This window comes from Streptomyces sp. NPDC001851 (assembly GCF_040297165.1).
Classification (GTDB): Bacteria; Actinomycetota; Actinomycetes; order Streptomycetales; family Streptomycetaceae; genus Streptomyces.
This window is the reverse complement of record NZ_JBEOYR010000001.1, coordinates 269,694-292,062: the sequence shown is the minus strand read 5'-3', so window position 1 is coordinate 292,062 and position 22,369 is coordinate 269,694. Positions and strand designations below refer to the sequence as shown.

General features: G+C 72.5%; 21 protein-coding genes, 1 pseudogene and 1 riboswitch. Of the genes and pseudogenes, 12 read left to right on the top strand and 10 right to left on the bottom strand.

Annotated features, from left to right (window positions below):
- The first annotated feature begins 13 nt into the window (after window positions 1-13).
- A complete protein-coding gene (nicT, locus tag ABT171_RS01355; protein ID WP_503072614.1) occupies window positions 14-1,183 on the top strand; it encodes a Nickel transporter NicT in 1,170 nt (389 codons plus the stop codon).
- A gap of 162 nt (window positions 1,184-1,345) precedes the next feature.
- Here nicT (ABT171_RS01355) and ABT171_RS01350 read toward each other — a convergent pair whose 3' ends face one another.
- The gene (locus ABT171_RS01350; protein ID WP_351238482.1) at window positions 1,346-1,987 is read right to left on the bottom strand and encodes a precorrin-8X methylmutase; all 642 of its coding nucleotides are present in this window, start codon (window positions 1,985-1,987) and stop codon (window positions 1,346-1,348) included.
- A 139-nt stretch (window positions 1,988-2,126) separates the two neighbouring features.
- Between ABT171_RS01350 and ABT171_RS01345 the strand changes: the two genes are divergently transcribed.
- Window positions 2,127-2,774: a superoxide dismutase gene (locus ABT171_RS01345; RefSeq protein WP_351238480.1), complete on the top strand. Its 648-nt coding sequence runs from the start codon at window positions 2,127-2,129 to the stop codon at window positions 2,772-2,774.
- A gap of 128 nt (window positions 2,775-2,902) precedes the next feature.
- On the opposite strand, the gene nicT (ABT171_RS01340) is transcribed toward ABT171_RS01345, so the two are convergent.
- Window positions 2,903-4,012: a Nickel transporter NicT gene (nicT, locus tag ABT171_RS01340; protein WP_351238478.1), complete on the bottom strand. Its 1,110-nt coding sequence runs from the start codon at window positions 4,010-4,012 to the stop codon at window positions 2,903-2,905.
- Between the two features lie 27 nt (window positions 4,013-4,039).
- Window positions 4,040-4,229: riboswitch (cobalamin riboswitch) on the bottom strand.
- A gap of 79 nt (window positions 4,230-4,308) precedes the next feature.
- On the opposite strand from nicT (ABT171_RS01340), the gene ABT171_RS01335 reads away from it, so the two are divergent.
- Entirely contained in the window at window positions 4,309-4,659 is a 351-nt protein-coding gene (locus tag ABT171_RS01335) for an ArsR/SmtB family transcription factor (RefSeq protein ID WP_351238476.1), read from the top strand.
- A 210-nt stretch (window positions 4,660-4,869) separates the two neighbouring features.
- Here the strand turns inward: ABT171_RS01335 and ABT171_RS01330 are convergent, their stop codons facing one another.
- Window positions 4,870-5,574 (bottom strand): alpha/beta fold hydrolase, encoded by a 705-nt coding sequence (locus ABT171_RS01330; RefSeq protein ID WP_351238474.1) that lies wholly within the window; start codon window positions 5,572-5,574, stop codon window positions 4,870-4,872.
- A gap of 60 nt (window positions 5,575-5,634) precedes the next feature.
- Here ABT171_RS01330 and ABT171_RS01325 point away from each other — a divergent pair, with 60 nt between their 5' ends.
- The gene (locus ABT171_RS01325; protein WP_351238472.1) at window positions 5,635-6,000 is read left to right on the top strand and encodes a MerR family transcriptional regulator; all 366 of its coding nucleotides are present in this window, start codon (window positions 5,635-5,637) and stop codon (window positions 5,998-6,000) included.
- 182 nt (window positions 6,001-6,182) lie between these two features.
- On the top strand, window positions 6,183-7,586 hold the full coding sequence (locus ABT171_RS01320) for a glycosyltransferase family protein (RefSeq protein WP_351238470.1): 1,404 nt from the start codon (window positions 6,183-6,185) through the stop codon (window positions 7,584-7,586).
- Window positions 7,587-7,598: 12 nt separating this feature from the next.
- Here the strand turns inward: ABT171_RS01320 and ABT171_RS01315 are convergent.
- A pseudogene (locus ABT171_RS01315) lies at window positions 7,599-8,111 on the bottom strand (Uma2 family endonuclease); the annotation flags it as partial.
- Between the two features lie 16 nt (window positions 8,112-8,127).
- Window positions 8,128-9,111, bottom strand: a complete 984-nt coding sequence (locus tag ABT171_RS01310; RefSeq protein ID WP_351238468.1) for an SMP-30/gluconolactonase/LRE family protein — start codon at window positions 9,109-9,111, stop codon at window positions 8,128-8,130.
- A 117-nt stretch (window positions 9,112-9,228) separates the two neighbouring features.
- On the opposite strand from ABT171_RS01310, the gene ABT171_RS01305 reads away from it, so the two are divergent.
- Window positions 9,229-9,666, top strand: coding sequence for a MarR family winged helix-turn-helix transcriptional regulator (locus ABT171_RS01305; protein ID WP_351238466.1), 438 nt, complete (start codon window positions 9,229-9,231; stop codon window positions 9,664-9,666).
- On the opposite strand, the gene ABT171_RS01300 is transcribed toward ABT171_RS01305, so the two are convergent.
- Together ABT171_RS01300 and ABT171_RS01295 are read right to left on the bottom strand one after the other, a co-directional pair.
- Window positions 9,632-10,852, bottom strand: coding sequence for a serpin family protein (locus ABT171_RS01300; RefSeq protein WP_351238464.1), 1,221 nt, complete (start codon window positions 10,850-10,852; stop codon window positions 9,632-9,634). The genes ABT171_RS01305 and ABT171_RS01300 overlap by 35 nt on opposite strands.
- A complete protein-coding gene (locus ABT171_RS01295) occupies window positions 10,849-11,433 on the bottom strand; it encodes a hypothetical protein (RefSeq protein ID WP_351238462.1) in 585 nt (194 codons plus the stop codon). The genes ABT171_RS01300 and ABT171_RS01295 overlap by 4 nt, the downstream gene beginning before the upstream one ends.
- 241 nt (window positions 11,434-11,674) lie before the next feature.
- Here ABT171_RS01295 and ABT171_RS01290 point away from each other — a divergent pair, with 241 nt between their 5' ends.
- From ABT171_RS01290 to ABT171_RS01270, 5 genes are all read left to right on the top strand, one after another.
- A complete protein-coding gene (locus ABT171_RS01290; RefSeq protein ID WP_351238460.1) occupies window positions 11,675-12,427 on the top strand; it encodes a GntR family transcriptional regulator in 753 nt (250 codons plus the stop codon).
- 395 nt (window positions 12,428-12,822) lie between these two features.
- On the top strand, window positions 12,823-13,014 hold the full coding sequence (locus ABT171_RS01285; RefSeq protein WP_351238458.1) for an SPOR domain-containing protein: 192 nt from the start codon (window positions 12,823-12,825) through the stop codon (window positions 13,012-13,014).
- A gap of 58 nt (window positions 13,015-13,072) precedes the next feature.
- Window positions 13,073-13,483, top strand: a complete 411-nt coding sequence (locus ABT171_RS01280) for a (deoxy)nucleoside triphosphate pyrophosphohydrolase (protein WP_351239093.1) — start codon at window positions 13,073-13,075, stop codon at window positions 13,481-13,483.
- Between the two features lie 99 nt (window positions 13,484-13,582).
- Window positions 13,583-14,011: an ATP-binding protein gene (locus tag ABT171_RS01275; protein ID WP_351238456.1), complete on the top strand. Its 429-nt coding sequence runs from the start codon at window positions 13,583-13,585 to the stop codon at window positions 14,009-14,011.
- Window positions 14,012-14,282: 271 nt separating this feature from the next.
- Window positions 14,283-16,871, top strand: coding sequence for a SpoIIE family protein phosphatase (locus ABT171_RS01270; protein WP_351238454.1), 2,589 nt, complete (start codon window positions 14,283-14,285; stop codon window positions 16,869-16,871).
- 15 nt (window positions 16,872-16,886) lie between these two features.
- On the opposite strand, the gene ABT171_RS01265 is transcribed toward ABT171_RS01270, so the two are convergent.
- On the bottom strand, window positions 16,887-18,461 hold the full coding sequence (locus ABT171_RS01265; RefSeq protein WP_351238452.1) for a hypothetical protein: 1,575 nt from the start codon (window positions 18,459-18,461) through the stop codon (window positions 16,887-16,889).
- Window positions 18,462-18,541: 80 nt separating this feature from the next.
- Here ABT171_RS01265 and ABT171_RS01260 point away from each other — a divergent pair, with 80 nt between their 5' ends.
- The gene (locus tag ABT171_RS01260) at window positions 18,542-19,633 is read left to right on the top strand and encodes a glycoside hydrolase family 18 protein (protein ID WP_351238450.1); all 1,092 of its coding nucleotides are present in this window, start codon (window positions 18,542-18,544) and stop codon (window positions 19,631-19,633) included.
- A gap of 23 nt (window positions 19,634-19,656) precedes the next feature.
- Here ABT171_RS01260 and ABT171_RS01255 read toward each other — a convergent pair whose 3' ends face one another.
- On the bottom strand, window positions 19,657-20,427 hold the full coding sequence (locus ABT171_RS01255; protein WP_351238448.1) for a succinate dehydrogenase/fumarate reductase iron-sulfur subunit: 771 nt from the start codon (window positions 20,425-20,427) through the stop codon (window positions 19,657-19,659).
- The gene (locus ABT171_RS01250) at window positions 20,424-22,361 is read right to left on the bottom strand and encodes a fumarate reductase/succinate dehydrogenase flavoprotein subunit (RefSeq protein ID WP_351238446.1); all 1,938 of its coding nucleotides are present in this window, start codon (window positions 22,359-22,361) and stop codon (window positions 20,424-20,426) included. Before ABT171_RS01250 ends, ABT171_RS01255 begins: the two co-directional genes overlap by 4 nt.
- Window positions 22,362-22,369 lie beyond the last annotated feature (8 nt).

Here is a 22,369-nt window from a genome sequence, read left to right as displayed (position 1 = left end):
GGCCCGCGTCCCCATGACAACCGCTCCGGATCCCGCTTCTCCCCGCCCTGCCTCCCCAGGCACCGGCCGCGGTATCTCGTGGCACCGCATACGCACGTCCATGACCAGCGGGGAATGGGCGAGCGTCGGCGGGATGGCCGCCTTCATCCTGGCTCTGCACCTCGTCGGCTGGTTCACGCTGGCGGCGATCGTCGCTCCCGAGCACTACAAGGTCGGCACCCAGGCCTTCGGCATCGGCATCGGCGTCACCGCCTACACCCTCGGCATGCGGCACGCCTTCGACGCCGACCACATCGCCGCCATCGACAACACCACCCGGAAGCTGATGAACGAGGGGCAGCGCCCGCTGTCGGTCGGCTTCTGGTTCTCCCTCGGCCACTCCAGCATCGTCTTCGGACTGGCCTTCCTGCTCTCCCTCGGCGTGAAGGAACTGGCGGGGCCGGTCGAGAACGACGACTCCGAGCTGCACAGCATCACCGGCTGGATCGGTACGACCGTCTCCGGGACCTTCCTCTACGTCATCGCGATCATCAACCTGCTGATCATGGCCGGCATCTGGAAGGTGTTCCGGCAGATGCGCTCCGGCCACTTCGACGAGGCCGCGCTGGAGGAGCAGCTCAACAACCGCGGCTTCATGAACCGCATCCTCGGCCGCCTGATGAAGTCGATCACCAAGCCGTGGCAGATGTACCCCCTCGGCCTCCTCTTCGGCCTCGGCTTCGACACGGCGACCGAGATCGCGCTGCTCGTCCTCGCCGGCTCGGGCGCGGCTTCGGGCCTGCCCTGGTACGCGATCCTCTGCCTGCCGGTCCTCTTCGCGGCCGGCATGTCCCTGCTGGACACGATCGACGGCTCGTTCATGAACTTCGCCTACGGCTGGGCCTTCTCCAAGCCGGTCCGCAAGGTCTACTACAACCTCACCATCACCGGCCTGTCCGTCGCCGTCGCGCTCATCATCGGCACGGTCGAGCTGCTGGGTCTGATCGCCGAGAAGGCCCACCTGCACGGCCCGTTCTGGGACTGGGTCTCCGGCCTGGACCTGAACATCATCGGCTACGTCATCGTCGGCCTGTTCTTCGCCACCTGGGCGATCGCCCTGCTGGTGTGGAAGGCCGGCCGCATCGAGGAGAAGTGGACGGCGGGCCTGGCCCGGCCGGCACCGGTGGAACAGACCGCCGAATAGCACCGCTCGCGGCGCAGCTCCACGGGGGAGCGGCGCCGCCCTCGACGTGGTCTTCGCGGATGTGCTTCGCCGCGACGGACCGCGCGATCGACCGGCCGTGCCGGGGCGCTGTGGTACGCGACCACGTCCGCCTCGGCGATCACCTCGACCGCCCGGACCGTCTCACTCTTCCTCGCTCGCGATCGCGTTGAGGGCCGCCGCCGCGATGGCGCTGCCGCCCCGACGGCCACGGACCACCATGTGCTCAAGGCCGGAGGCGTGTCCGGCGAGCGCGTCCTTGGACTCGGCGGCACCGACGAACCCCACGGGCACGCCGATGACGGCGGCCGGGCGGGGCGCGCCCTCCTCGATCATCTCCAGCAGCCGGAAGAGCGCGGTGGGGGCATTGCCGACGGCGACGACCGCGCCCTCCAGCCGGTCGCGCCACAGCTCCAGCGCGGCCGCGCTGCGCGTGGTGCCCAGCTTGGCCGCCAGCCCGGGCACGGAGGGGTCGGAGAGCGTGCAGAGCACGTCGTTGTCGGCCGGCAGCCGCTTGCGGGTCACGCCGCTGGCCACCATCTGCACATCGCAGAAGATCGGCGCGCCGGCGCGCAGCGCCTCACGGGCCCGGGCCAACACGCCGGGCGTGTAGGCCAGGTCCCGTACGAGGTCGACCATCCCGCAGGCGTGGATCATCCGCACCGCGACCTGGCTGACATCGGCGGGCAGGCCCGCGAGGTCCGCCTCGGCGCGGATCGTGGCAAAGGACTGGCGGTAGATGGCCGCGCCGTCCTTCTCGTAGTCGAACACCGTGCTCCTAGTCATCCGTGTCGTCCGTCCGGACTGCGGGGCATGGCGGCGAGCATACCGACGGTCCTAGGTCCGACGACTGATCGCAAGGTACCGTTCTTGCTGCTAGCGTGCAGCTGCACATGATTCGCAATAACGTGGGAGGATGTTGGACATGGCGCTTTACACGCTCCCGGAACTTCCGTACGACTACTCGGCGCTCGCCCCGGTCATCAGCCCGGAGATCATCGAGCTGCACCACGACAAGCACCACGCGGCGTACGTGAAGGGTGCGAACGACACGCTGGAGCAGCTGGCCGAGGCGCGGGACAAGGAGTCGTGGGGCTCGATCAACGGCCTGGAGAAGAACCTGGCCTTCCACCTGTCCGGCCACATCCTGCACAGCATCTACTGGCAGAACATGACCGGTCCCAAGGACGGCGGCGGCGAGCCGCTGGCCCAGGACGGTGTCGGCGACCTGGCGGACGCGATCACCGAGTCCTTCGGGTCCTTCGCCGGCTTCAAGGCGCAGCTGTCCAAGGCGGCGGCCACCACTCAGGGTTCGGGCTGGGGCGTGCTGGCGTACGAGCCGCTCAGCGACCGGCTGATCGTGGAGCAGGTCTACGACCACCAGGGCAACGTCGGTCAGGGCTCGACCCCGATCCTGGTCTTCGACGCCTGGGAGCACGCCTTCTACCTGCAGTACAAGAACCAGAAGGTGGACTTCATCGAGGCCATGTGGCAGGTCGTCAACTGGCAGGACGTGGCCAAGCGCTACGCCGCCGCCAAGGAGCGCGGCGACAGCCTGCTGCTCAGGCCGTGACGGCGTAGACACCCCAGGCGTCCTGCCCCGTGATCGTCTTCTCACCCTTCACGTCGGCAGGCGGCACAACGGAAGGCTCCCGCGAGGCAGATCCTCACGGGAGCCTTCCTGTCGTCTGTCCTCTGCCGTCAGCCGCCTTCCGCGGTGCGGGTGTTCCACCGCTCCTCGACCTTGGCCAGGCGCCAGTAGCCGATGGCCACGGCCCAGACCACCACGAACAGGCCGACGATGACGTAGCCGACGTTGTCCAGGTCCAGGCCCGCGATCCAGCCGGAGACGTCGTCACTCAGACCCAGCTTGTCGTGCAGCACCCCGACCAGCTCGATCGTGCCGACGAAGAAGGCCACCGCGATGGACAGGCCGGTGATGGTGAGGTTGTAGAAGACCTTCCGCACCGGGTTGGAGAAGGCCCACTGGTAGGCGAAGTTCATGAAGGTGCCGTCGAGCGTGTCGAACAGGCTCATGCCGGCGGCGAAGAGAAGGGGCAGGCACAGGACCGCGTACCAGGGCAGGCCGGCGGCGGCGCCGTTGCCGGCCAGGGCGAGCAGCAGGACCTCGGTGGTGGTGTCGAAGCCGATACCGAAGAGGAAGCCGAGGGGGAACATCTGGCCGGGGCGGCGGATGGACTTGGTGAGCCGGCCCAGGATGCGGTTCATGAAGCCGCGCGAGTCGAGATGGGCTTCCAGCTCGGCCTCGTCGTAGCGTCCGGCGCGCATCGCCTTGAACACGCGGGCGATGCCGACCAACGCGACGAGGTTGAGGGCGGCGATGAGGTACAGGAAGCCGCCCGAGACCGTGGTGCCCACGGTGCCGAGGACCTGGTGGGTACGGGAGTTGTCGCTCATCAGCGTGCCGGCGAGCTTGGCGCCGCCGGCGACCAGCGCGGCCATGACGACCACCACGCTGGAGTGGCCCAGCGCGAACCAGAAGCCCACCGACACCGGCCGCTGGCCGTCGGCCATCAGCTTCCGGGTGGTGTTGTCGATGGCGGCGATGTGGTCGGCGTCGAAGGCGTGCCGCATGCCGAGGGTGTAGGCCGTGATGCCGAGGCCGACCCCGAACGCCTGGGTGCCGACCTCGTAGTGCCGCGGCACCACGAGCAGGAAGAGGATCCCGAAGGCGACCACGTGCAGGGCGACGATCACGGCCAGGAGGCCGGTGGTCCGGACGGTGTCCTCGCGGCGCCAGTGGAAGGACGGGGCGGCGGCGGTTTCGGGCACGCCTTCGGACAGGGTCATACGGTCACGCTCCAGCACCTCGTGGATCAGCTTCGTGCTGCCGTGGCCGGTCTCCTGGCTGACGGGTCACCGTGCCCGCCCCTGCCTTCCCGGCCGTGAGGCCAGTGGCAACGCATGGGGCGGGAACTCCCCGATCACAGTGGCGAGGGCCGCTCCGGACTGAGCCCCTGAGGGACTGTCACCGGTCTTCCCGAACACCACGGCCCGCCCACCCTAGAAGGCCGCAGGTCCTGGCTGCAAGGCTGCACAACTGATCAGGTATGGAGGAGGCGGGCGGTGACTGCGATGATGAGTGGATGCATCTCGTCCCTGTGGAACGCGCCGGGCAGCGCACCATCGACGGTCATCGGGTCTGCGACGCCATCGCCGCCGTCGGCGAGCCCGAACGCGTACGCGCCTGGGCCGACCGCTTCTCCCTGCTCTCCGATCCCGGACGCCTCTCCCTGCTGCTCGCCCTCCACCGGGCGGGCCCCATCGCCGTCTCCGACCTGGCCGTCGCCACCGGGATGCGGGACACCGCCGTGTCCCAGGCCCTGCGTCTGCTGCGCACCGCGGGAATCGTCCAGGGCGAGAAGGACGGCCGGATCGTGCGCTATCGACTCGTCGACAGCCCGATCTCCGCTCTGCTGGAACACTGCCGCGACTGAACGCGAAGCCGACCCGGTCCGGTCCGGCGTGCGCCGGCCGTCGGCCGAGCAGACGAGGCTGACCGGGCTCGGCGGCGCGCCGTGATCGCCGTCAGCCCCGACGGCGCCACCCCCGAGCGGTCTCAAGGGACGCGAGGAACCGGCGTACATGGCGGAGCCAGAGGGCCCGGGATTCCGGGTCGGGGATGTGGCCCGCCCCGGGCAGTTCGATCAGCGTGGCTCCCGGGATTCCCGCGCTGAGGCGGCGCGAGCTCTCGGGAAGCACCAGACGGTCTCCGGTCGGCGCGAACACGAGGGTGGGGCCGTGACATCGGTGAGGTCGCGGCGGACGTCCACCCGGGAGACCAGGTCGAAGTGGTCGAGCATGCCTGCCGGCATGGAGGCCTTCACCTGCGCCGCCCCCTCCGCCACCTCGGCCGGTGACATCCCGTTCAGCCGGCTCTCGGACAGGCACGCAAGGAACGCCAGCCGGGCCACCTCGTCCCACTCGCCGGTCCTGCCGAGCAGGGTGATGAGGCGGGCGGCATGTGCGAGGACCGGATCGGCCACCGGGAACCCGGCCGTGAGCACCAGACCGGTCACCCGCTCGGGATGGCGGGTCGCCGCGCGTACCGCGACGGTGGTTCCCAGGGACTCCCCGAGGACGGTGAACGTCTCGTGTCCGCGGGCCACCGCGGAGGCGACCAGCGTGTCCGCCAGTTCGTCGAGGTCCAGGGGCTTCGTGGCGACCGGTGTGCCGCCCGCTCCCGGGTAGTGCGGACCGATCACCGTGTGGTCCTTCGCCAGGTCGTCGAGGACCAGCCCGAAGTTGCCTTCGACACTGCCCCCGGCGCCATGCGCCAGCAGGAGGGCAGGCCCGCTGCCCTGTACGTACACATCGAGGTTCCCTTCGAGAAGGGCCTGGTCATCGCTCATGGCCGCGACGCTAAACTCCTACACCGGTGTCAGAGTCAAGCCCTGGGGGGACGGCGTCTCGTGCGGATGAAGGAGATGGTCCGGCGGACGGGCGTGCACGAACGGCTGCTCCGCTACTACGAGCAGCAGGGGCTGCTCGCGCCGACCCGGCTGCCCAGCGGGTACCGGGAGTACAGCGAGGCGGACGTGGAGACGGTGCGCCGTATCCGCAGCCTGCTGACGGCCGGCCTCTCCACCTCTGTGATCGCTCAGGTGCTGCCCTGCGTCGCCGACGCCGGCGACCGCCTGGTCCCCACGTGTCCGGAACTCGTCCGCCGACTCCACGGCGAGCGACAGCGGATCACCAGGGAGATCGAGGCCCTGCGCGCATCTCGCGCCATGCTGGACACGGTGCTCGACGCGGTGCCACCGGCCCTCGCCCGGTAGCCGTTCCCCTGTAGGGGTGATTCAGCCACATGGCCGTATTTGTACGACCGAAGTCGACGGCCGCCACGCCTTGGCCAGTCGCTCTCTTCCGCGTTCCGTCCGCTCCCTCCCCCAAGACCTGGATCCTGATGACGTCTGCCCCGTCCGTACCCCGGCGTGCTCTTCCCGTCTGGCCCGTAGCGATGCTGTGGACCCTCGCCCTCGGCCTGTGGGGGCTGTCCCGGCAGCACAGCGTGTGGCGGGACGAGGCCGCGACCTGGCAGGTGGCCCGGCGGTCCACGGCCGACATCTGGCACATGCTGGCGCACGTCGACGTCGTGCACGGGCTCTACTACCTGCTGATGCACACACTCTTCGCCTGGTGCGGCCCCAGCACCACCACCCTGCGGCTGCCCTCCGTGCTGGCGATGGCGGTGGCGGCGGCCTGTGTGGCCGCCCTGGGCCACCGGCTCGCCGGGGCATGGGCGGGCCTGGGGGCGGGGCTGGCGCTCGGGCTGCTGCCCTCCGCGCAGTTCTATCTCCAGGAGGGCCGCCCGTACGCGCTGGTGGCGGCCGGGGCCGGGATCTCGACACTGCTGCTGGTGACCCAGCGGGAAGGGCGCGGCCGGGCGATCGGCTGGGTGGCGTACGCCGGAACGGTCCTCACGTGCGGTCTGCTGAACTGGCTGTCCCTGCTGATCCTGCCCGCGCACGCCGGGACACTCCTGTGGACCCGGAGCGGGCGCGGCGTGTGGGTGCGCTGGACGGCCGCCGCGGTGGCCGCCGTGGCAGGCGACCTGCCGTTGATCCTCTTCAGCCGCAGCCAGTCCGACCAGGTGACGTGGATACCGCCGCTGACCTGGCACATGCTGATCGGCCCGGCGGTCCTGCTGGCCATCGGCGGCCTCGGAGCCCTGCTGGACCGGCCGGAAGCGGGTCGGCTGTCGGCGGCGGCCGTCGGACTGCCGCTGCTCGCGGTGCCGCAACTCGCCCTGATCGGCATCTCGTTGGCCAAGCCCCTGTTCGTGGACCGATACATCCTGTTCAGCCTGCTCGGTCTGGCGCTGTTGATCGGTGCGGCCCTGGGCGCGGCGGTAAGGGCGGCCGCACCACGCTTCCCGAAGGCGTCGTCGTGGCTCGTCCCCGTGGCGGTCGTCGTGGCCTTCGTGGCGCTGCTCCCGCAGTCGCTGGCCAAGCGGTCCCCGTCGAGCCGCGTCGACGACGTCCTGGCGGTGGCGGCCGACGTGCGGCGCCTGAAGGAGACCGGGGACGCGACCCTCTTCGTACCGGCGGCCCGACGGGACACCGCGCTGGTGTCCCCCGACGCGTTCACCGGCCTGCGGGACATCGCGCTGGGGGAGGGCCCGGTGGCGTCCGGGACGCTGAAGGGTGAGGAGACGACTCCGGCCCGGATCCGGACGGCGATGCTGGCCCAGCGGCGGATCCTGCTGGTCACGGACGCCACGGGGGTGGCGAGGCCGGTGACGGCAGAGCGGGACCGCGTGAAGCTCGCCGTGCTGGAGAAGTACTTCACCGTGGTGGCGGACGAGCAGGTCCGCGGCCGGCGGGTGACGGTGTACGAGCGCCACCCGCGAGCGAACCGGTGACTGGCGCTCGACTCAGGTGTTACGCGCCGGGAGGAGCTGGTCGAGGTCCAGGCTGATCTCGAACGGCACCGGGCGCTTCGGGGCGCCCCGGAAGATACCGGCGGGCGCGTAGACGCCGGTCGGTCCGTCGAGTTCGTAGACGTGGACGACGGGGGCGCCGTTCTCCTCCTCGATGCACCAGTAGTGCGGGATGCCGGCCGCCGCGTACTTGCGCAGCTTGACCGTGCGGTCGCGGTGCGCGGACTCGGGGGAGACGACCTCGCTCACGAGGTGCACCTCGTCCGGGGCGAACCAGGTGCGATCGCCGTCGAAGTCGGCCTTCGTCAGGAGCAGGTCCGGCCCCGGACGATTGCGCTCGTCGAGCCTCATGGTCATCTCCCGGCCGACCTGGACATCGGCGGGCGCCTGCTCCATGAGAGCGACGGTGAGCATGGTGACGAGGCGGCTGTGCCAGCACCGCTGCGGCGACAGCCTGAAGACGAGAGCTCCATCGATCAGCTCGGTGTGGCGGGGCGCCTCGGTGAGGCCCCGGGTCCTGAGATCACATCCCCGTCACCCGCGCCACGGTGAACGGCGTCCGGGGCACCCCCGGGCCCATCGGTCCGCCCTTGTCGAACTGGGAGCGGACGACGAGGAGGCCGTGGTGGTCGCGGGCCAGGGTGGTGGGGGTCTGCAGGGCGGGGGTGGTCAGGCTGCGGGTCAGGCGGGCCCTGGTGCCGTCGGGGGAGAGGCGCCAGCGGGTGAGCGTGTTGGTCGCGTTGTGGGCGGCCCACAGGGTGCCGTGGGCCAGCTCCAGGCCGTCGCCGTGCTTCAAGTCGCCGCCCTCAAGGGTCACTTGGCGTACGGAGCCGTCGGTCACGCCGACCCGGTACAGGCCGCCGCCGGTCATGTCGACGGCGAACAGCAGGCGTCCGGCGGGGCCGGCGACGATGCCGTTGAGGGTGTAGGCGTCCGGCGAGTGTGCGGGTACGGCGCCGCTGAGGTCGAAGTGCGCGGTCAGCGGCGCGCGGCCGCCGCGGGCGCGGGCCAGGTCGGCCGGGGTGGCGCGGTAGATCACCGGGCGCACGCTGTCGGTGGCGTAGGCCGTGCCGTCAGCGGTGATCACGAGGTCGTTCAGGAAGCGCTGGTCGCCCCCCGGTATCTCGAAGCGGGCCAGCAGGGAGCGGTCGTGCAGGTCGTAGACGTCGATCCCGGTGGTGTGGTCGGTGACCCACAGCCGGCCCGCCCGGTCGGCCTTCAGGCCGTTGGCGGTGGTCCGGCCGTCGGCGCCCGCGGGCAGGAAGACCTCGGCGGTGCGGCTGCCGGCGGCGGCGCGGTAGATCGCGCCGGTCGTGAAGGAGCCGACGTACGCGTCACCCGTGCGCGGGTCGAGGGCGATGCCCTCGGGGTAGGCGCGCTCGTCGGGGAGGGTGAAGGCGGTGGAGACACGCGGGCCGGTGGTCGCGCTCGCGGTGGGCGCGGCGACGGCCACGGCCGCCGCGGCGGCACCGGTCAGGAAGGTACGGCGGTGGATCGAACGGGACACGACGGTGCCTCTCGGTTCGGCTGCTCACTGGATGATGACTGCGAACTTACATTAGAGCTCTAATCATCGCCAGGGTATTAATGGCTATCCAGGCATTAATGTGGCCAGGTGACCTCCATGCCCGCGTCCGAGCGCCTCGGCTCCCACCTCAAGCGGGCCGAGCAGGCCCTCAGCGCGACCAAGGCGGCGGTCCTGAAGCCCGCGGGCCTGACCGTCGCCCAGTACGCCGCGCTGCTCCACCTCTCCGCCCACCCCGGCATCTCCGCGGCGGCCCTGGCCCGGCTGTGCGGGGTCACCCCGCCGACCATGAACACGGTCCTGAAGAACCTCCAGGACCGCGATCTGATCACCCGCAGCCCGCACGAGTGGCACAGGAACGTCCTGGAGACCCGCCTCACGGACGAGGGCCGTGCCGTACTCGCCGACGCCGACGCGTCCGCCGTACGCGTCGAGCGGGCCCTCGCCGCGGAGTTCACCGACGCGGAGCGGGACGCCCTGGAGGATCTGCTCGCGCGCTGCGTCAGAGTCCTGGAGGAACAGCGCCCGGGAAGCTGACCACGGGCTCCGGCGCCGGATCCGTCACCCAGCCCGCCGTCAGCACCAGCCGGGACTCGCGGTCCACGGCGAGGAAGCCGAACGGGCGGTCGTAGACGGCCCGGACGACCGTGGACTCGCAGCGGTACCGCGGCGGCGCGCCGCCGTACACCTCGGCGACCGCCGTCACCGCCGCCGCCCGGAAGCCGAGCGCGCCGAACTGGGCCACGGCCGACTGGCGGGCCTCCCCGACGGCCAGCCGGGCGGTGCTCGCCCCCGGGAAGTGGCCGCCCCGGGTGTCCGACGCCGAGGTCAGGCCGAAGAGGTCCGGCAGGGCGAGCAGATCGTGGTCGGCGCGCACCTCGTACACCACCGTCCGCACGTCCAGCACCGGCGGTCCCGGCTCCACGGCCGGCTGCCGCTCCACGTGCAGACCCGGCCCCACGTGCCCGAGCGGCAGTGAGCCGCCCCCGGTGAGCGGCAGCGCCCGCTCCACGATCCCCACGCCCGCGGCGAGCACCTGGCCCGGCGTCATGCGCTCCTCGCCGAGCAGCAGATGGACGTCGACGCCGTTGTCGCCGGGCACCGTCAGCGCGGTGACGAAGCCGTCCGGGGTGCCCGTCACGCCCACCCGGTCCGGGCGTACGCTCCGCCGGTGCAGCCCGCGCAGCGATCGCCCCTGCCAGGGGCCGGAGTCCGGCCGGAGCGGCAGCTCCGTGAAGGGCTGCCGCCAGGTCGTGCGCAGCGCGAGCGCGCCGGCCAGCACCAGCCGTGTGTCCCGGGTCAGCGTCACCGGCATGCGCTCGACCAGCCCGCCGGTCCGCTCGGCCGCCCAGGCGTCCAGCCGCTCCTGCGCGGTGACGAGGTCGTCCCCGAACACCCCGCACGTCCCGGCGGGCAGCCCCGCCCGCCACTCCTCGCGCAGGGCGAGCGCGTGGTGCGTCCACAGGCCGAGCGCCGCCTCCAGCCCGGACACCGCCCCCAGGGCCCCCAGCAACTCCCGTGCCGCGCCCGCCGCCTGGTCCGCCGGCAGGCCGAGGGCCTGGCTCAGCTCCGTCCGCGCCGGCCCGCTCGCGCCGTCGGCCAGGAAGGCCAGCAGGGGCCAGACCCCGGGCGCGGAGAAGACGGTGCCCTGGGGCAGTGCCTGCGCCCAGCGGGCCGTCAGCCCGTTCACCCGACGGACCGTCTCGGCGGTCACCTTGCTCACTGGTCGTCCTCCCACGAGGCGCTGCCCGCTCCTCGTCCGGTTGTCGCGTATGTGTCCTCGGGGAACGGCAGTGGATCCGTCACCCACCCCGCCGCCGGCACCGGCCACGAGTGCCGGTGCGGCGCGAGGAAGCCGAAGGGGCGGTCGAAGGCGGCCTCGACCGGCGCCGTGACGTAGCGCGGCGCAGGCGGCGTGCCGACCGCCACCGCCCCGAACGCCGTGACCGCGGCGGCGCGGAAGCCCGGCGCCTGGAACCGGGCCGGCGCGCTCCGCCCGGCCGCCCCGGCGGCGAGCGGGAGACCGCTCACGCCCGGGAAGTTCCTGCGGCGGGGTCTCCGCGCCGCCGTCGGGCCGGACACCTCGTGCCGCGCCGGCGGATCGTGGTCCGCCGGCACGCCGTACGCCGCCGTCACCCCGCGGCTCCCGGCTGCCGTACGGGGAGGTGGGCCGGAGCCGGGGTGGTCGGGGAGCGGTGTGCACGACGCGGGGACGACGGGGCGCGGACGGTGCAGCAGGCCGATGCCCGCGCCGAGCACCTTCGGCTCCGTCACCCGGCCCCCGGCCGGGGTCGCCCCCCTCATTCCGCCCCCGTTCCGCTGCGCGCCGCCCCGGGGAGCACCGTACCCGGGCGCGGGGCGCCCTCCTGGCACGGGTGCGCTCACCCTGCAGGTGTGAGCGCACCTATACGGGGGAGAAAGTGCCTGGGTAAAGCCCTCGCACGCGCCATGTCATCACATCGAGTGATTCTCTGGCCTTTGCTTGCGTGGCACAACCCAGGGTTGCCAGGCTGTTGCTGTCTGTACAACCTGATGGGAGCGGCCAGTGACTTTCGGTGAGCAGCCGGCGTACCTGCGTGTCGCGGGTGATCTCCGCAAGAAGATCGTCGACGGTTCACTGCCCCCCCACACCCGCCTGCCCTCCCAGGCCCGCATCCGCGAGGAGTACGGCGTCTCCGACACGGTCGCGCTGGAGGCCCGCAAGGTGCTGATGGCCGAGGGCCTGGTCGAGGGGCGCTCCGGCTCCGGGACGTATGTGCGCGAGCGGCCCGTGCCCCGCCGGGTGGCCCGCTCCGGGTACCGCCCGGCCGGGGGTGCCACGCCCTTCCGCCAGGAGCAGGCCGACGCCTCGGTGCGCGGCACCTGGGAGTCCAGCAGCGAGCAGGCCGAGGCCGGGGCTGCCATCGCCGAACGGCTCGCGATCCAGACCGGCGACCGGGTCATGCGCACCAAGTACCTGTTCCGCGAGGCCGGTGAGCCGATGATGCTGTCCACCTCCTGGGAGCCCCTCGCCGTCACCGGCCGTACCCCCGTGATGCTGCCCGAGGAGGGCCCGCTCGGCGGCATGGGGGTGGTCGAGCGCATGCGCGCCATCGACGTCATCGTGGACAACGTCACCGAGGAGGTCGGCGCCCGCCCCGGCCTCGCCGAGGAACTGCACCTCCTCGGCGGTGTCCCCGGCCATGTGGTGCTGGTCGTGCAGCGCACGTACTACGCCTCCGGCCGCCCGGTGGAGACCGCCGACGTGGTGATCCCGGCCGACCGGTACCGGGTCGCGTACCACCTGCCCGTGAAGTGACGGCGCGGTTCCCGGGCGGGCGTGCACGCCCCTGTGGGTGAGGTGGCGCACACCCTGGACGCTCCCCCCATGCCCGCATGTCTCCCCGGCGCGACGCCCGCCGGGGCCGACCGGCCGTTGCAATCCGGCCGTTTTCCCAGGTGACCAGGGCTCACCCGGGTATACCCGCGATGCACGACAACGGCGCTCACGACGGCGCGTTCACTCCCGTGCGCCCCCTGTGTTCTGGCCGGTTGCGTATCTCTTTGTGAAAAGGCGTGTTCGCTGCGTAAAGGTAGGGCGTACGCTCGGGCATATGCGGATTGCGGTTTCCTTAGGCGGGGCACTGCGGGGGCCCGGGACGGGAAGCGGGTGGTGGGGCGGTGCGAGAAGGAACGGCGCGGGCGGTGGGGGCCATGAGTGAGGGGACGGTCTCGCTGCCCTGGCTCGTGATACGGCAGGACGACAACGGCAATCGCTATCGCGTCGGACGGTACGCGACCCGGGCCGAGGCGCAGAAGATCGCCGACAGCCTCGACGACCGGGGCCACCAACAGCTCTACTGGGTCGAGCGCATAGGCCAGAACGGGGACGGCGCCCGAAACTGACCGCGTGGCGCCCTCCCGTAGGCTCCGCCCCATGACGCCCACGACGCCCAGAACACCCATGACGGACCGGATCGTGGTGGTGGGAGCGGCCCTGCTCGACGGCGGTCGGCTGCTCGCCGCACGCCGCAGCGCCCCCGCCGACCTGGCGGGCCGCTGGGAGCTGCCCGGCGGCAAGGTCGAGCCGGGCGAGCGACCCGAGGACGCCCTGGTGCGTGAACTGCGCGAGGAACTGGGCATCGACGCCGAAGCCGTCGAGCGCGTGCCGGGCCAGTGGCCGCTGCGGGCGCCGTACGTCCTGCGGGTGTGGACCGCCCGGCTGCTCCCCGGCTCACCCGCGCCCCGGCCCCTCCAGGACCATGACGAGCTGCGCTGGCTCACCCCGGCCGAGGTCTGGGACGTGGCCTGGCTGGACCAGGACGTCCCCGCCGTGCGCGAAGTCGCCCCCCGGCTCGCCGACGGCTTCCGTTGACCCCCTGCTACGCCGTTCGTGCCACAGTGCGCCCTCCCGCACGGTACTGCCCCCGGGATATCGGGTATGTCCCCATTAACCCCATGAAACCGGACATGGGTGGGCTCGCTGGCCTGGGAAGTGATCGGCGTGATCGACACCGATGGCGACTGCGCCGAGTGGACCTTTCCCGCGGAACCGGGCGCCGTGCGCACCGCACGCGCCGCGGTCCGCGGCAAGTTGCACGGCTGGGGCCTCGACTGCCTCGCCGATCTCGCCGCACTGCTGGTCAGCGAGCTGGTCACCAACTCGCTTCGGCATGCCACCGGCCCCATCGGCGTACGGCTCGTACGCCCCGGCGGTCCGGCCGGCATCCTGCGGGTGGAGGTCTCCGACCCGCTCCCCGACCCGCCGCGCGAGCGCGTCGCCCGTGACGAGGACGAGAGCGGGCGCGGGCTGCAACTGGTCGCCGGCTCCTCGCGCCGCTGGGGCACCCGGCCCGGTGCGAGCGGAAAGACCGTCTGGTTCGAACTGGCGCTGCCCGGGTGAGCCGGAAGCATCCAGGGGGCACGGGGGTGTACGGCCGGCGGGGGACCACCCCTCGTGCGCTCGGGGCGCGCGGCCGGACCCGCGATGCGTGATTCGAGGGCGTGTTCCCTGGTTAGAAGACTGGAAGTGTTGTCACGGACCGGTCCGAAAACCATCTGGACCGAGCTGTGATCGTGAACACCGTGTCGTGCGGCACCGTAGTGCTGGATACTGCGGGCAGCCGCCCCCGGTGACCGGTGCCGGACGCGGTGAGCTGGAGGGGACGGTTCGCGTGAGCGAGATACCAGCGAAGGCCACGGAGTCCGAGGACCCGTCGGACGGCGCGAGGCACCAGGCCGCGGAGGCTGCCGCGGCACCCGGCGACGCCATGTGGCAGAGCAGTCCGCCCGGTTCGATCTACGACTACATCAAGGTCGCGTCCTTCTCCATCGGCCCCGGCGGGCTGGTCGAGCAGTGGAGCCTGCGTGCCGAGCAGCTCTTCGGCATCCCCGCCGCACACGCCGTCGGCATGGACCCCATAGAGGCCTTCATCGACCCCGACCTGCGCCGGCGCGGCCAGCGCAAGATGGCCGAAATCCTCGACGGGCGCGAGTGGACCGGGGTGGTGCCCTTCCGGATGCCGGACAAGGCGGACGGTACCCGCGGTGCGGACGGCCTCGCCGAGGTCTATGTGATGCCCACCCGGACCGGCGAGGGCGACAGGGCCGCCGTCTGTATCGTCGTGGACGTGCGCACCCTGCGCAGCATCGAGACCGATCTCGCCGCGTCACAGGCGATTTTCGGCCAGTCCCCGTTCGGATTCCTGCTGATCGACCCCGATCTGAGGGTCCGTCGGGCCAACGAGCGGTTCGCCTCCGTCTTCGGCGGAACCCCCGACGACCACCGGGGCAAGGGCGTGCACGACTATCTGCCCCGCGGTGAGGCGGAGCGGGTTTCGGCCACGCTGCGCCGGGTGCTGCAGTCCGGTGAGTCCATCACCGACATGCATGTCACGGGGTACGTCCCTGGCTCCGAGGAACGCCGGCACTGGTCCGTCAACCTCTACCGGGTGCACAGCGGCAGCGGCCGGCCCATCGGCATCGCCTGGCTCGGCACCGACATCACCGCCCGCCGGGCCGCCGCCCGCGAAGCCGCCGCGGCCCGGCGCAATCTCGCCCTGCTCAACGAGGCCGGCGCCCGCATAGGGAACTCGCTCGACCTGGAGACCACGGCCCGGGAGCTGCTCGACGTCGTCGTGCCCGGCTTCTGCGACCTCGCCACCGTCGACCTCTACCAGGGGCTGCTCACCGGTGACGAGACCGCGCCGGGGCTCGCCGACGGCAGCGCCGAACTGCGCCGCGTCGCCTTCGCGAGCGCCGTCACCGGCGTCCCCTTCACCAGCTCCGGTGAGTCCGTCGAGCTCGGCGCGGTCCACCACTTCCCCTTCAACTCGCCCTGCGCGGACGCCCTGCGCACCGCCCGGCCGCAGCGGGTGCCCGCCGAGGGGGGCGGTCTGGTGCAGTCCACGCTGGCCGTGCCGATGGTCGCCCACGACACCGTCGTCGGCCTCGCCCAGTTCGCCCGCACCAAGGGCAGCGAGCCGTTCGGCGACCGCGACCGGGAGCTGGCGGTGGAGCTGGCCGCGCGCGCGGCCGTCTGCATCGACAACGCGCGCCTGTACCGCCGGGAACACGAGCGGGCGTTGATCCTGCAGCGCTCGCTCCTGCCGCCGGGCGACCCCGAGGCCTCCGGGCTGGACATCGCCTGCCGCTATCTGCCCGGCAACGCGGCCACCGAGGTGGGCGGCGACTGGTTCGACGTGATCGAACTGCCGGGGCACCGTACGGCGCTGGTCGTGGGCGATGTGATGGGGCGGGGCCTGCGGGCGGCGGTCGCGATGGGTGAACTCCGCACGGCCGTGCGCACCTTGGCCCTGCTGGACCTCGAACCGGCCGAGGTGCTCTCGGCGTTGGACGAGATCGCCCGGGGTCTCGGCACGCCGGGGGGCGTCCAGCAGGCCACGCGTACGGCGCGTCAGCCCCGGGACGCCGACCTGTCCGAGGTGTACCTCGCGACCTGCGTCTACGCGGTGTACGACTCCGTCACCAGACGCTGTACGTTCGCCAACGCCGGCCATCTGCCGCCGGTCCTGGTCGAACCCGGTGAGGCCGCCCTGATGCTGGACGTGCCGCCCGGCATGCCGCTCGGCGTGGGCGGCGAGCCCTTCGAGGAGGTCGAGGTCGAGCTGCCCGAGGGCGCGCTGCTGGCCCTGTACACGGACGGCCTGGTCGAATCCCGCGACCACCCCCTGGACGAGGGACTCCAGGCCTTCGTCGGGGCGCTCACCGACCCCTCCCGCCCGCTGGAGGACGTCTGCGACCACGTCCTGAGCACCCTCGACACCCACCATGGCGAGGACGACATCGCGCTGCTGATGGCGAGGGTGCAGGGCCTGCCGGCCGACTCCGTCGGCGACTGGACGCTGCCGCGCGAGCCGCGCAGTGTGGGGCGGGCGCGGGAGTACGCCCGGGCGCAGCTGGTGAGCTGGGACCTGGAGCCGCTGGTCGACACGGCGGAACTGCTCGTCAGCGAGCTGGTCACCAACGCGCTGCGGTACGGGGAGGGGGAGATCCGGCTACGGCTGCTGCTGGACCGCACGCTGGTCTGCGAGGTGTGGGACTCCGGTCTGGTGCAGCCACGGCGGCGCCGGGCCCGGGACACCGACGAGGGGGGCCGGGGGCTGCAGCTGGTCGGGTTGCTGAGCGCGGCGTGGGGCTCCCGCCGGACGCCGCGCGGCAAGACGGTGTGGTTCGAGTTGCCGTTGCCCGGCGGCGAGAAGGGGCTGACCGACCCGGCGGAGGCGTTGCTGAGCCTCTTCTGACGCGGACCACAGGCCCTAGGCGCGTGGCCGGAAGCCGTGGCGGCCCCTTGTCCTGGGGCCGCCGTAGCTTGCCGGTGGGCCTCCGTCCTGGTCCTCGGCCAGGAGCACCCCGCCCAGGACCGCACCGGACAGGCCCGGCGATTCACCGTCGGCGCCCGGGTACGGGTTGCCGTGTGCTCGTACGTCCCGTTCGGCCAGGTCCCGTGACGCGCGGGCGAGGGCGTCGGCCTGGTCGGCGCGGCCCGCGCCCAGCTCCCGTGCCGCCTCCGCCAGGAGAACCCGCGCCTCCGGGCCCACCGCGCCCCGGTGCACCGCGACGAACTCCTCCGCCCCGGCGACGGAACTCCGCGCCACGAGCAGCGCCGCCGCGGCCGGTGCGCCCAGGTGGCCGGTGTCCAGCCGCTCCACGGCCCGGGCGATCCGGCGCAGGGCGTCCAGCGGGTCGTACGGGCCCGCCGTCCGCTCCTCCCGTACGGCGGCCAGCACCCCGTCCGCGTGGGCCAGCCGCGCGTGCAGCTCACCGCTGGTCAGCGGCTCCCGCACGGCCCCCTTCCGGGCCGCCGCGAGCTCCGCCTCCGCGCCGGTCAGCGCGGCCGGCACCAGCTCCGCCGCCTCCCGCAGCCGGGCCGCGAGCCGCTCCACCCCGGACACCAGGACCTCGGCCTGGGCCACCGCGCCCTCGGCGGCGCGCAGGTGCCCGACGGCTCGCCCGCCGTCGCCCGCGTCGGCCGCCTGACGGGCCTCGTTGAGCCGGACGGTGGCGAACACCAGCCGGTCCTTGGCCTGTTCGACGTACCCGGTGACCGGCCCGGCGGCCGAGGCGCTGTACCGCTCGCGCAGCTCCGCCAGGGTGTCCTGGGCGGCCACCGTGCGCCCCGTCAGCTCCCGGAACCATCCCTCGGCCGGCTCCAGCGCCCCGGCCGGCCCCGACGCGTCCAGCCCCCGCAGCCGGTCCAGCGCGGGGGCCTCCGCGTCCAGCCGGCGTCCCGCCTCCGCGCACCGGCCGACCACACCGACCAGCGCCTGCCGCCGCGCCGCCGCGTCCTTCGGCACCCCCTGCTCGTACCGCCGCCAGATCGCACACGCGGCCGTCAGCTCGGTCTCGGCGGCCCGCAGGGCATGCGCGAAGGGTTCGGTTCCGGCCTCCCCGAGCTGCCGCTGCACGAAGGCGAGTTCCTCGCGGCTGGTCCGTACGCAGTCGTCGGCCAGGACCAGCGCCGCGCGAGCCTGGCGCTCGAAGTCGGCCGGGCCGGGGGCGGGCGGCGCGACGGAGACGATCCCGGGGGTCGTACGGGTGCGGGCGCGGCGGGTGCGGCGCAGATAGCCGTATCCGGCCAGCCCCACGGCCGCGGCCCCCGCGACGAGGGGCAGCACGAGATCGGCGGTGGACGTCCCGTCCTGCTGGGGGGCGGCGGCGCTCGCGACCGCGCCGGTGTGCGCCACGGGAACCGGATCCTGTGCACCGGCCGTCATCACCGGCAACACCAGCCACCCGGCTCCGACCACGGCACCCAGCACGGCATGCGCCGCGCGCACCCCTATGCGTGCCGTGGCATGCCGGGGGCGGCCCCGGATCAGGGAGGGCGTCACATTTCGGAGCGTATGGGCAGGTAGACGCCTTCGCGAGCGGAGTGGACACGGGTGGGGGAAGAGAAGGACAGGGGGCAGAAATGGACACCGCGGGAGCACGGCCCGAAGCCGCCGACGGCGGTGCGGACGCACCGCGGGAGCCCGGGGCGCGCCGCCCCGGACGCCGCCGCACCCTCCGCCGCACCCTCCGCTACGCCCTCGCCGTCCTCGTCGTCCTGCTCCTCCCCGTCCTCACCGCCGAAACCGCCCTCCGCGTCAACTACACCGGCACCCCGGAGCCCGGCACCACCACCCGCCACCAGGACGCCCTCTGGCTCGGCCACGCCTGGGTGGACGGCCGCAAGACCGAGCACGACGTCCGGGCCCTCACCCGCCGCCTGAAGAGCACCGGCATCCGAGACCTGTACGTCCACGCGGGCCCCCTGGAACACGACGGCACCCTCCCCGAGGCGGCGTACCCGAAGGCGCGCTGGCTGACCGCGGCGCTGCACGACGCGGCCCCCCAGCTCCGTGTCCAGGCCTGGCTCGGCGACAAGCTGGCCAGTGAGAGCCCCGACGGGCTGCGCCTGGACCGCCCCGCCACCCGCGCCGCGGTCCTCGCCTCCACCCGCCAGGTCCTCGCCGCCGGCTTCCAGGGCGTCCACTTCGACCTGGAGCCCCTCCACTCCGGCGACCGGAACTACCTCGCCCTCCTCGACGACCTCCGCGCCCTCACCCGCGCCCGCCACGCGCTGCTCTCCGTCGCCGCCCACCAGATCGACCCCCTCCCGGCCTTCCACTCCTTCTGGGGCGCGACCACCGGTCACCCCAAGTGGTGGTCGCAGGCCTACTTCGGGCAGGTGGCCCGCCGCGTGGACCAGATCGCCGTCATGTCGTACGACACCATGCAGCCGCTGCGGAGCCTCTACGGCGGCTACGTGGCCCAGCAGACGAGCCTCGCCCTGGAGGTCACCCCGGACACCACCGACCTCCTCATGGGCCTGCCCTTCTACCACGAGAACCGCTTCGGCCACCGGGCCCGCGCGGAGACCGTCCCGGCCGCCGTACGGGGGGTCCGCCTGGGCCTGTCCCGCACCGACGCCGACCGCCTCCGTTTCGGCGTCGCCCTGTACGTCGACTTCGCGGCGACGGAGGCGGACTGGCGGGCGTACCGGGAGGACTGGGCCGGCTGAGCGACGCCTGGCGCGGAACGGCGCTACGAAGACCGCCTCCTGATCTTCGAGCCCAGCCATACCAGCGGGTCGTACTTGCGGTCGACCGCCCGCTCCTTCAGGGGGATCAGGGCGTTGTCGGTGATCCTGATGCCCTCGGGGCAGACCTCCGTGCAGCACTTGGTGATGTTGCAGTAGCCGAGGCCGTGTTCGTCCTGGGCCGTGCGTTTGCGGTCCAGGCCCGTCTCGGCCGCCGCGTCCAGCGGGTGCATGTCGAGTTCGGCGATCCGCATCAGGAAGCGCGGGCCGGCGAAGGCGGTCTTGTTCTCCTCGTGGTCCCGGACGACATGGCAGGTGTTCTGGCACAGGAAGCACTCGATGCACTTGCGGAACTCCTGCGAGCGGTCCACGTCCTCCTGCATCATCCGGTACTCGCCGGGGCCGAGCCCGGCGGGCGGGACGAAGGCCGGGACCTCCCGCGCCTTCTGGTAGTTGAAGCCGACGTCCGTCACCAGATCGCGGATCACCGGGAACGCGCGCAGCGGAGTCACGGTGATCGTCTCGGCGCGGTCGAAGACCGACATGCGGGTCATGCACATCAGCCGCGGGCGGCCGTTGATCTCCGCCGAGCACGAACCGCACTTGCCGGCCTTGCAGTTCCAGCGCACGGCCAGGTCGGGTGCCTGGGTGGCCTGGAGGCGGTGGATGATGTCCAGCACCACCTCACCGTCGTTGACCTCGACCTCGAAGTCCTCCAGGCCGCCGCCCCGTTCGTCGCCCCGCCACACCTTGAAGCGGGCCTCGTAGCTGCTCACTCGTACAGCTCCTCTTCGGCGAGGTACTTGACCAGCTCCTCCTTCTCGAAGAGGGCGAGCAGGTCCGGGCGGATGGGGTCGGTGGTCTCGCGGCTGAGGCGGATCTGGCCGCGGCCGGGGTCCGTCGCCGCGAGGCCGCCGGTGGGGTCGGCGAGGGTGCAGAGCAGGTTCACGTTGCGCCACTTGCGGTCCATCGCCGGATGGTCCTCGCGGGTGTGGCCGCCGCGCGACTCGGTGCGCTCCAGCGCCGCCCGGGCCACGCACTCGCTGACCAGCAGCATGTTCCGCAGGTCCAGCGCCAGGTGCCAGCCGGGGTTGAACTGGCGGTGGCCCTCGACCCCCGCCCGGCGGGCCCGTACCCGCAGCTCGGCCAGCTTGTGCAGGGCCTGCTCCATCTCGCCCTCCCGGCGGATGATGCCGACCAGGTCGTTCATGGTCTGCTGGAGTTCCTGGTGCAGGGTGTACGGGTTCTCCGGCGGGCCCGCCTCCCCCTCGCGGTCCGTCTCGGCCGAGAACGGGCGCAGGGCCTCCGCCGCGGCCGTGTTGACCTGGGCGTCGTCCACCGGCGGGCGCCGGCCCGCCAGCCCCTGCGCGTACTGGGCCGCGTGCCAGCCCGCGCGGCGCCCGAAGACCAGCAGGTCGGAGAGGGAGTTGCCGCCGAGCCGGTTGGAGCCGTGCATACCGCCGGCCACCTCACCGGCCGCGTACAGACCCGGCACGCCGCGCGCCGCGGCCGTGTCCGAGTCGACCGCGATGCCGCCCATCACGTAGTGACAGGTCGGCCCGACCTCCATCGCCTCCGCCGTGATGTCGACGTCCGCCAGCTCCTTGAACTGGTGGTACATGGACGGCAGCCGGCGCCGGATCACCTCGGCGGGCATCCGGGTGGACACGTCCAGGAAGACCCCGCCGTGCGGCGAACCCCGGCCCGCCTTCACCTCGGCGTTGATCGCGCGGGCCACCTCGTCGCGGGGGAGCAGTTCGGGCGGGCGCCGGTTGCGGTCCGGGTCCTCGTACCACCGGTCGGCCTCCTCCTCCGACTCGGCGTACTTCTCCTTGAACACGTCCGGGACGTAGTCGAACATGAACCGCTTGCCCTCGGAGTTCCGGAGCACCCCGCCGTCGCCGCGCACCGACTCGGTGACGAGGATGCCCTTCACCGACGGCGGCCAGACCATGCCGGTCGGGTGGAACTGCACGAACTCCATGTTCAGCAGCGGCGCCCCGGCGAGGAGGGCGAGCGCGTGGCCGTCGCCCGTGTACTCCCACGAGTTCGACGTCACCTTGAAGGACTTGCCGATGCCACCGGTCGCGATCACCACGGCGGGGGCTTCGAGGACGAAGAAACGGCCGGTCTCGCGGTCGTAGGCGAAGACACCGCTCACCCGCCCGCCGTCCTTCAGGACCCGGGTGACCGTGCACTCCTGGAAGACCTTCAGCCCGGACTCGTAGTCCCCGGTCTCCTTGAAGTCCTCCTGCTGCAGGGCGACGATCTTCTGCTGGAGGGTGCGGATCAGCTCCAGGCCCGTACGGTCGCCGACGTGGGCGAGGCGCGGGTACTCGTGGCCCCCGAAGTTGCGCTGCGAGATCCGGCCGTCCTTCGTACGGTCGAACAGCGCCCCCCAGGTCTCCAGCTCCCACACCCGGTCCGGGGCCTCCTGGGCGTGCAGCTCGGCCATCCGCCACTGGTTGAGGAACTTGCCGCCGCGCATGGTGTCGCGGAAGTGGACCTGCCAGTTGTCGTGCTCGTTGGCGTTGGCCATCGCCGCCGCGATGCCGCCCTCGGCCATCACCGTGTGCGCCTTGCCGAACAGCGACTTGCAGATCACCGCCGTACGGGCGCCCCGCTCGCGTGCCTCGATGGCGGCCCGCAGTCCGGCGCCGCCGGCACCGACCACGACGACGTCCCACTCCTGGCGGTCGACCACGGACATCGGCTCAG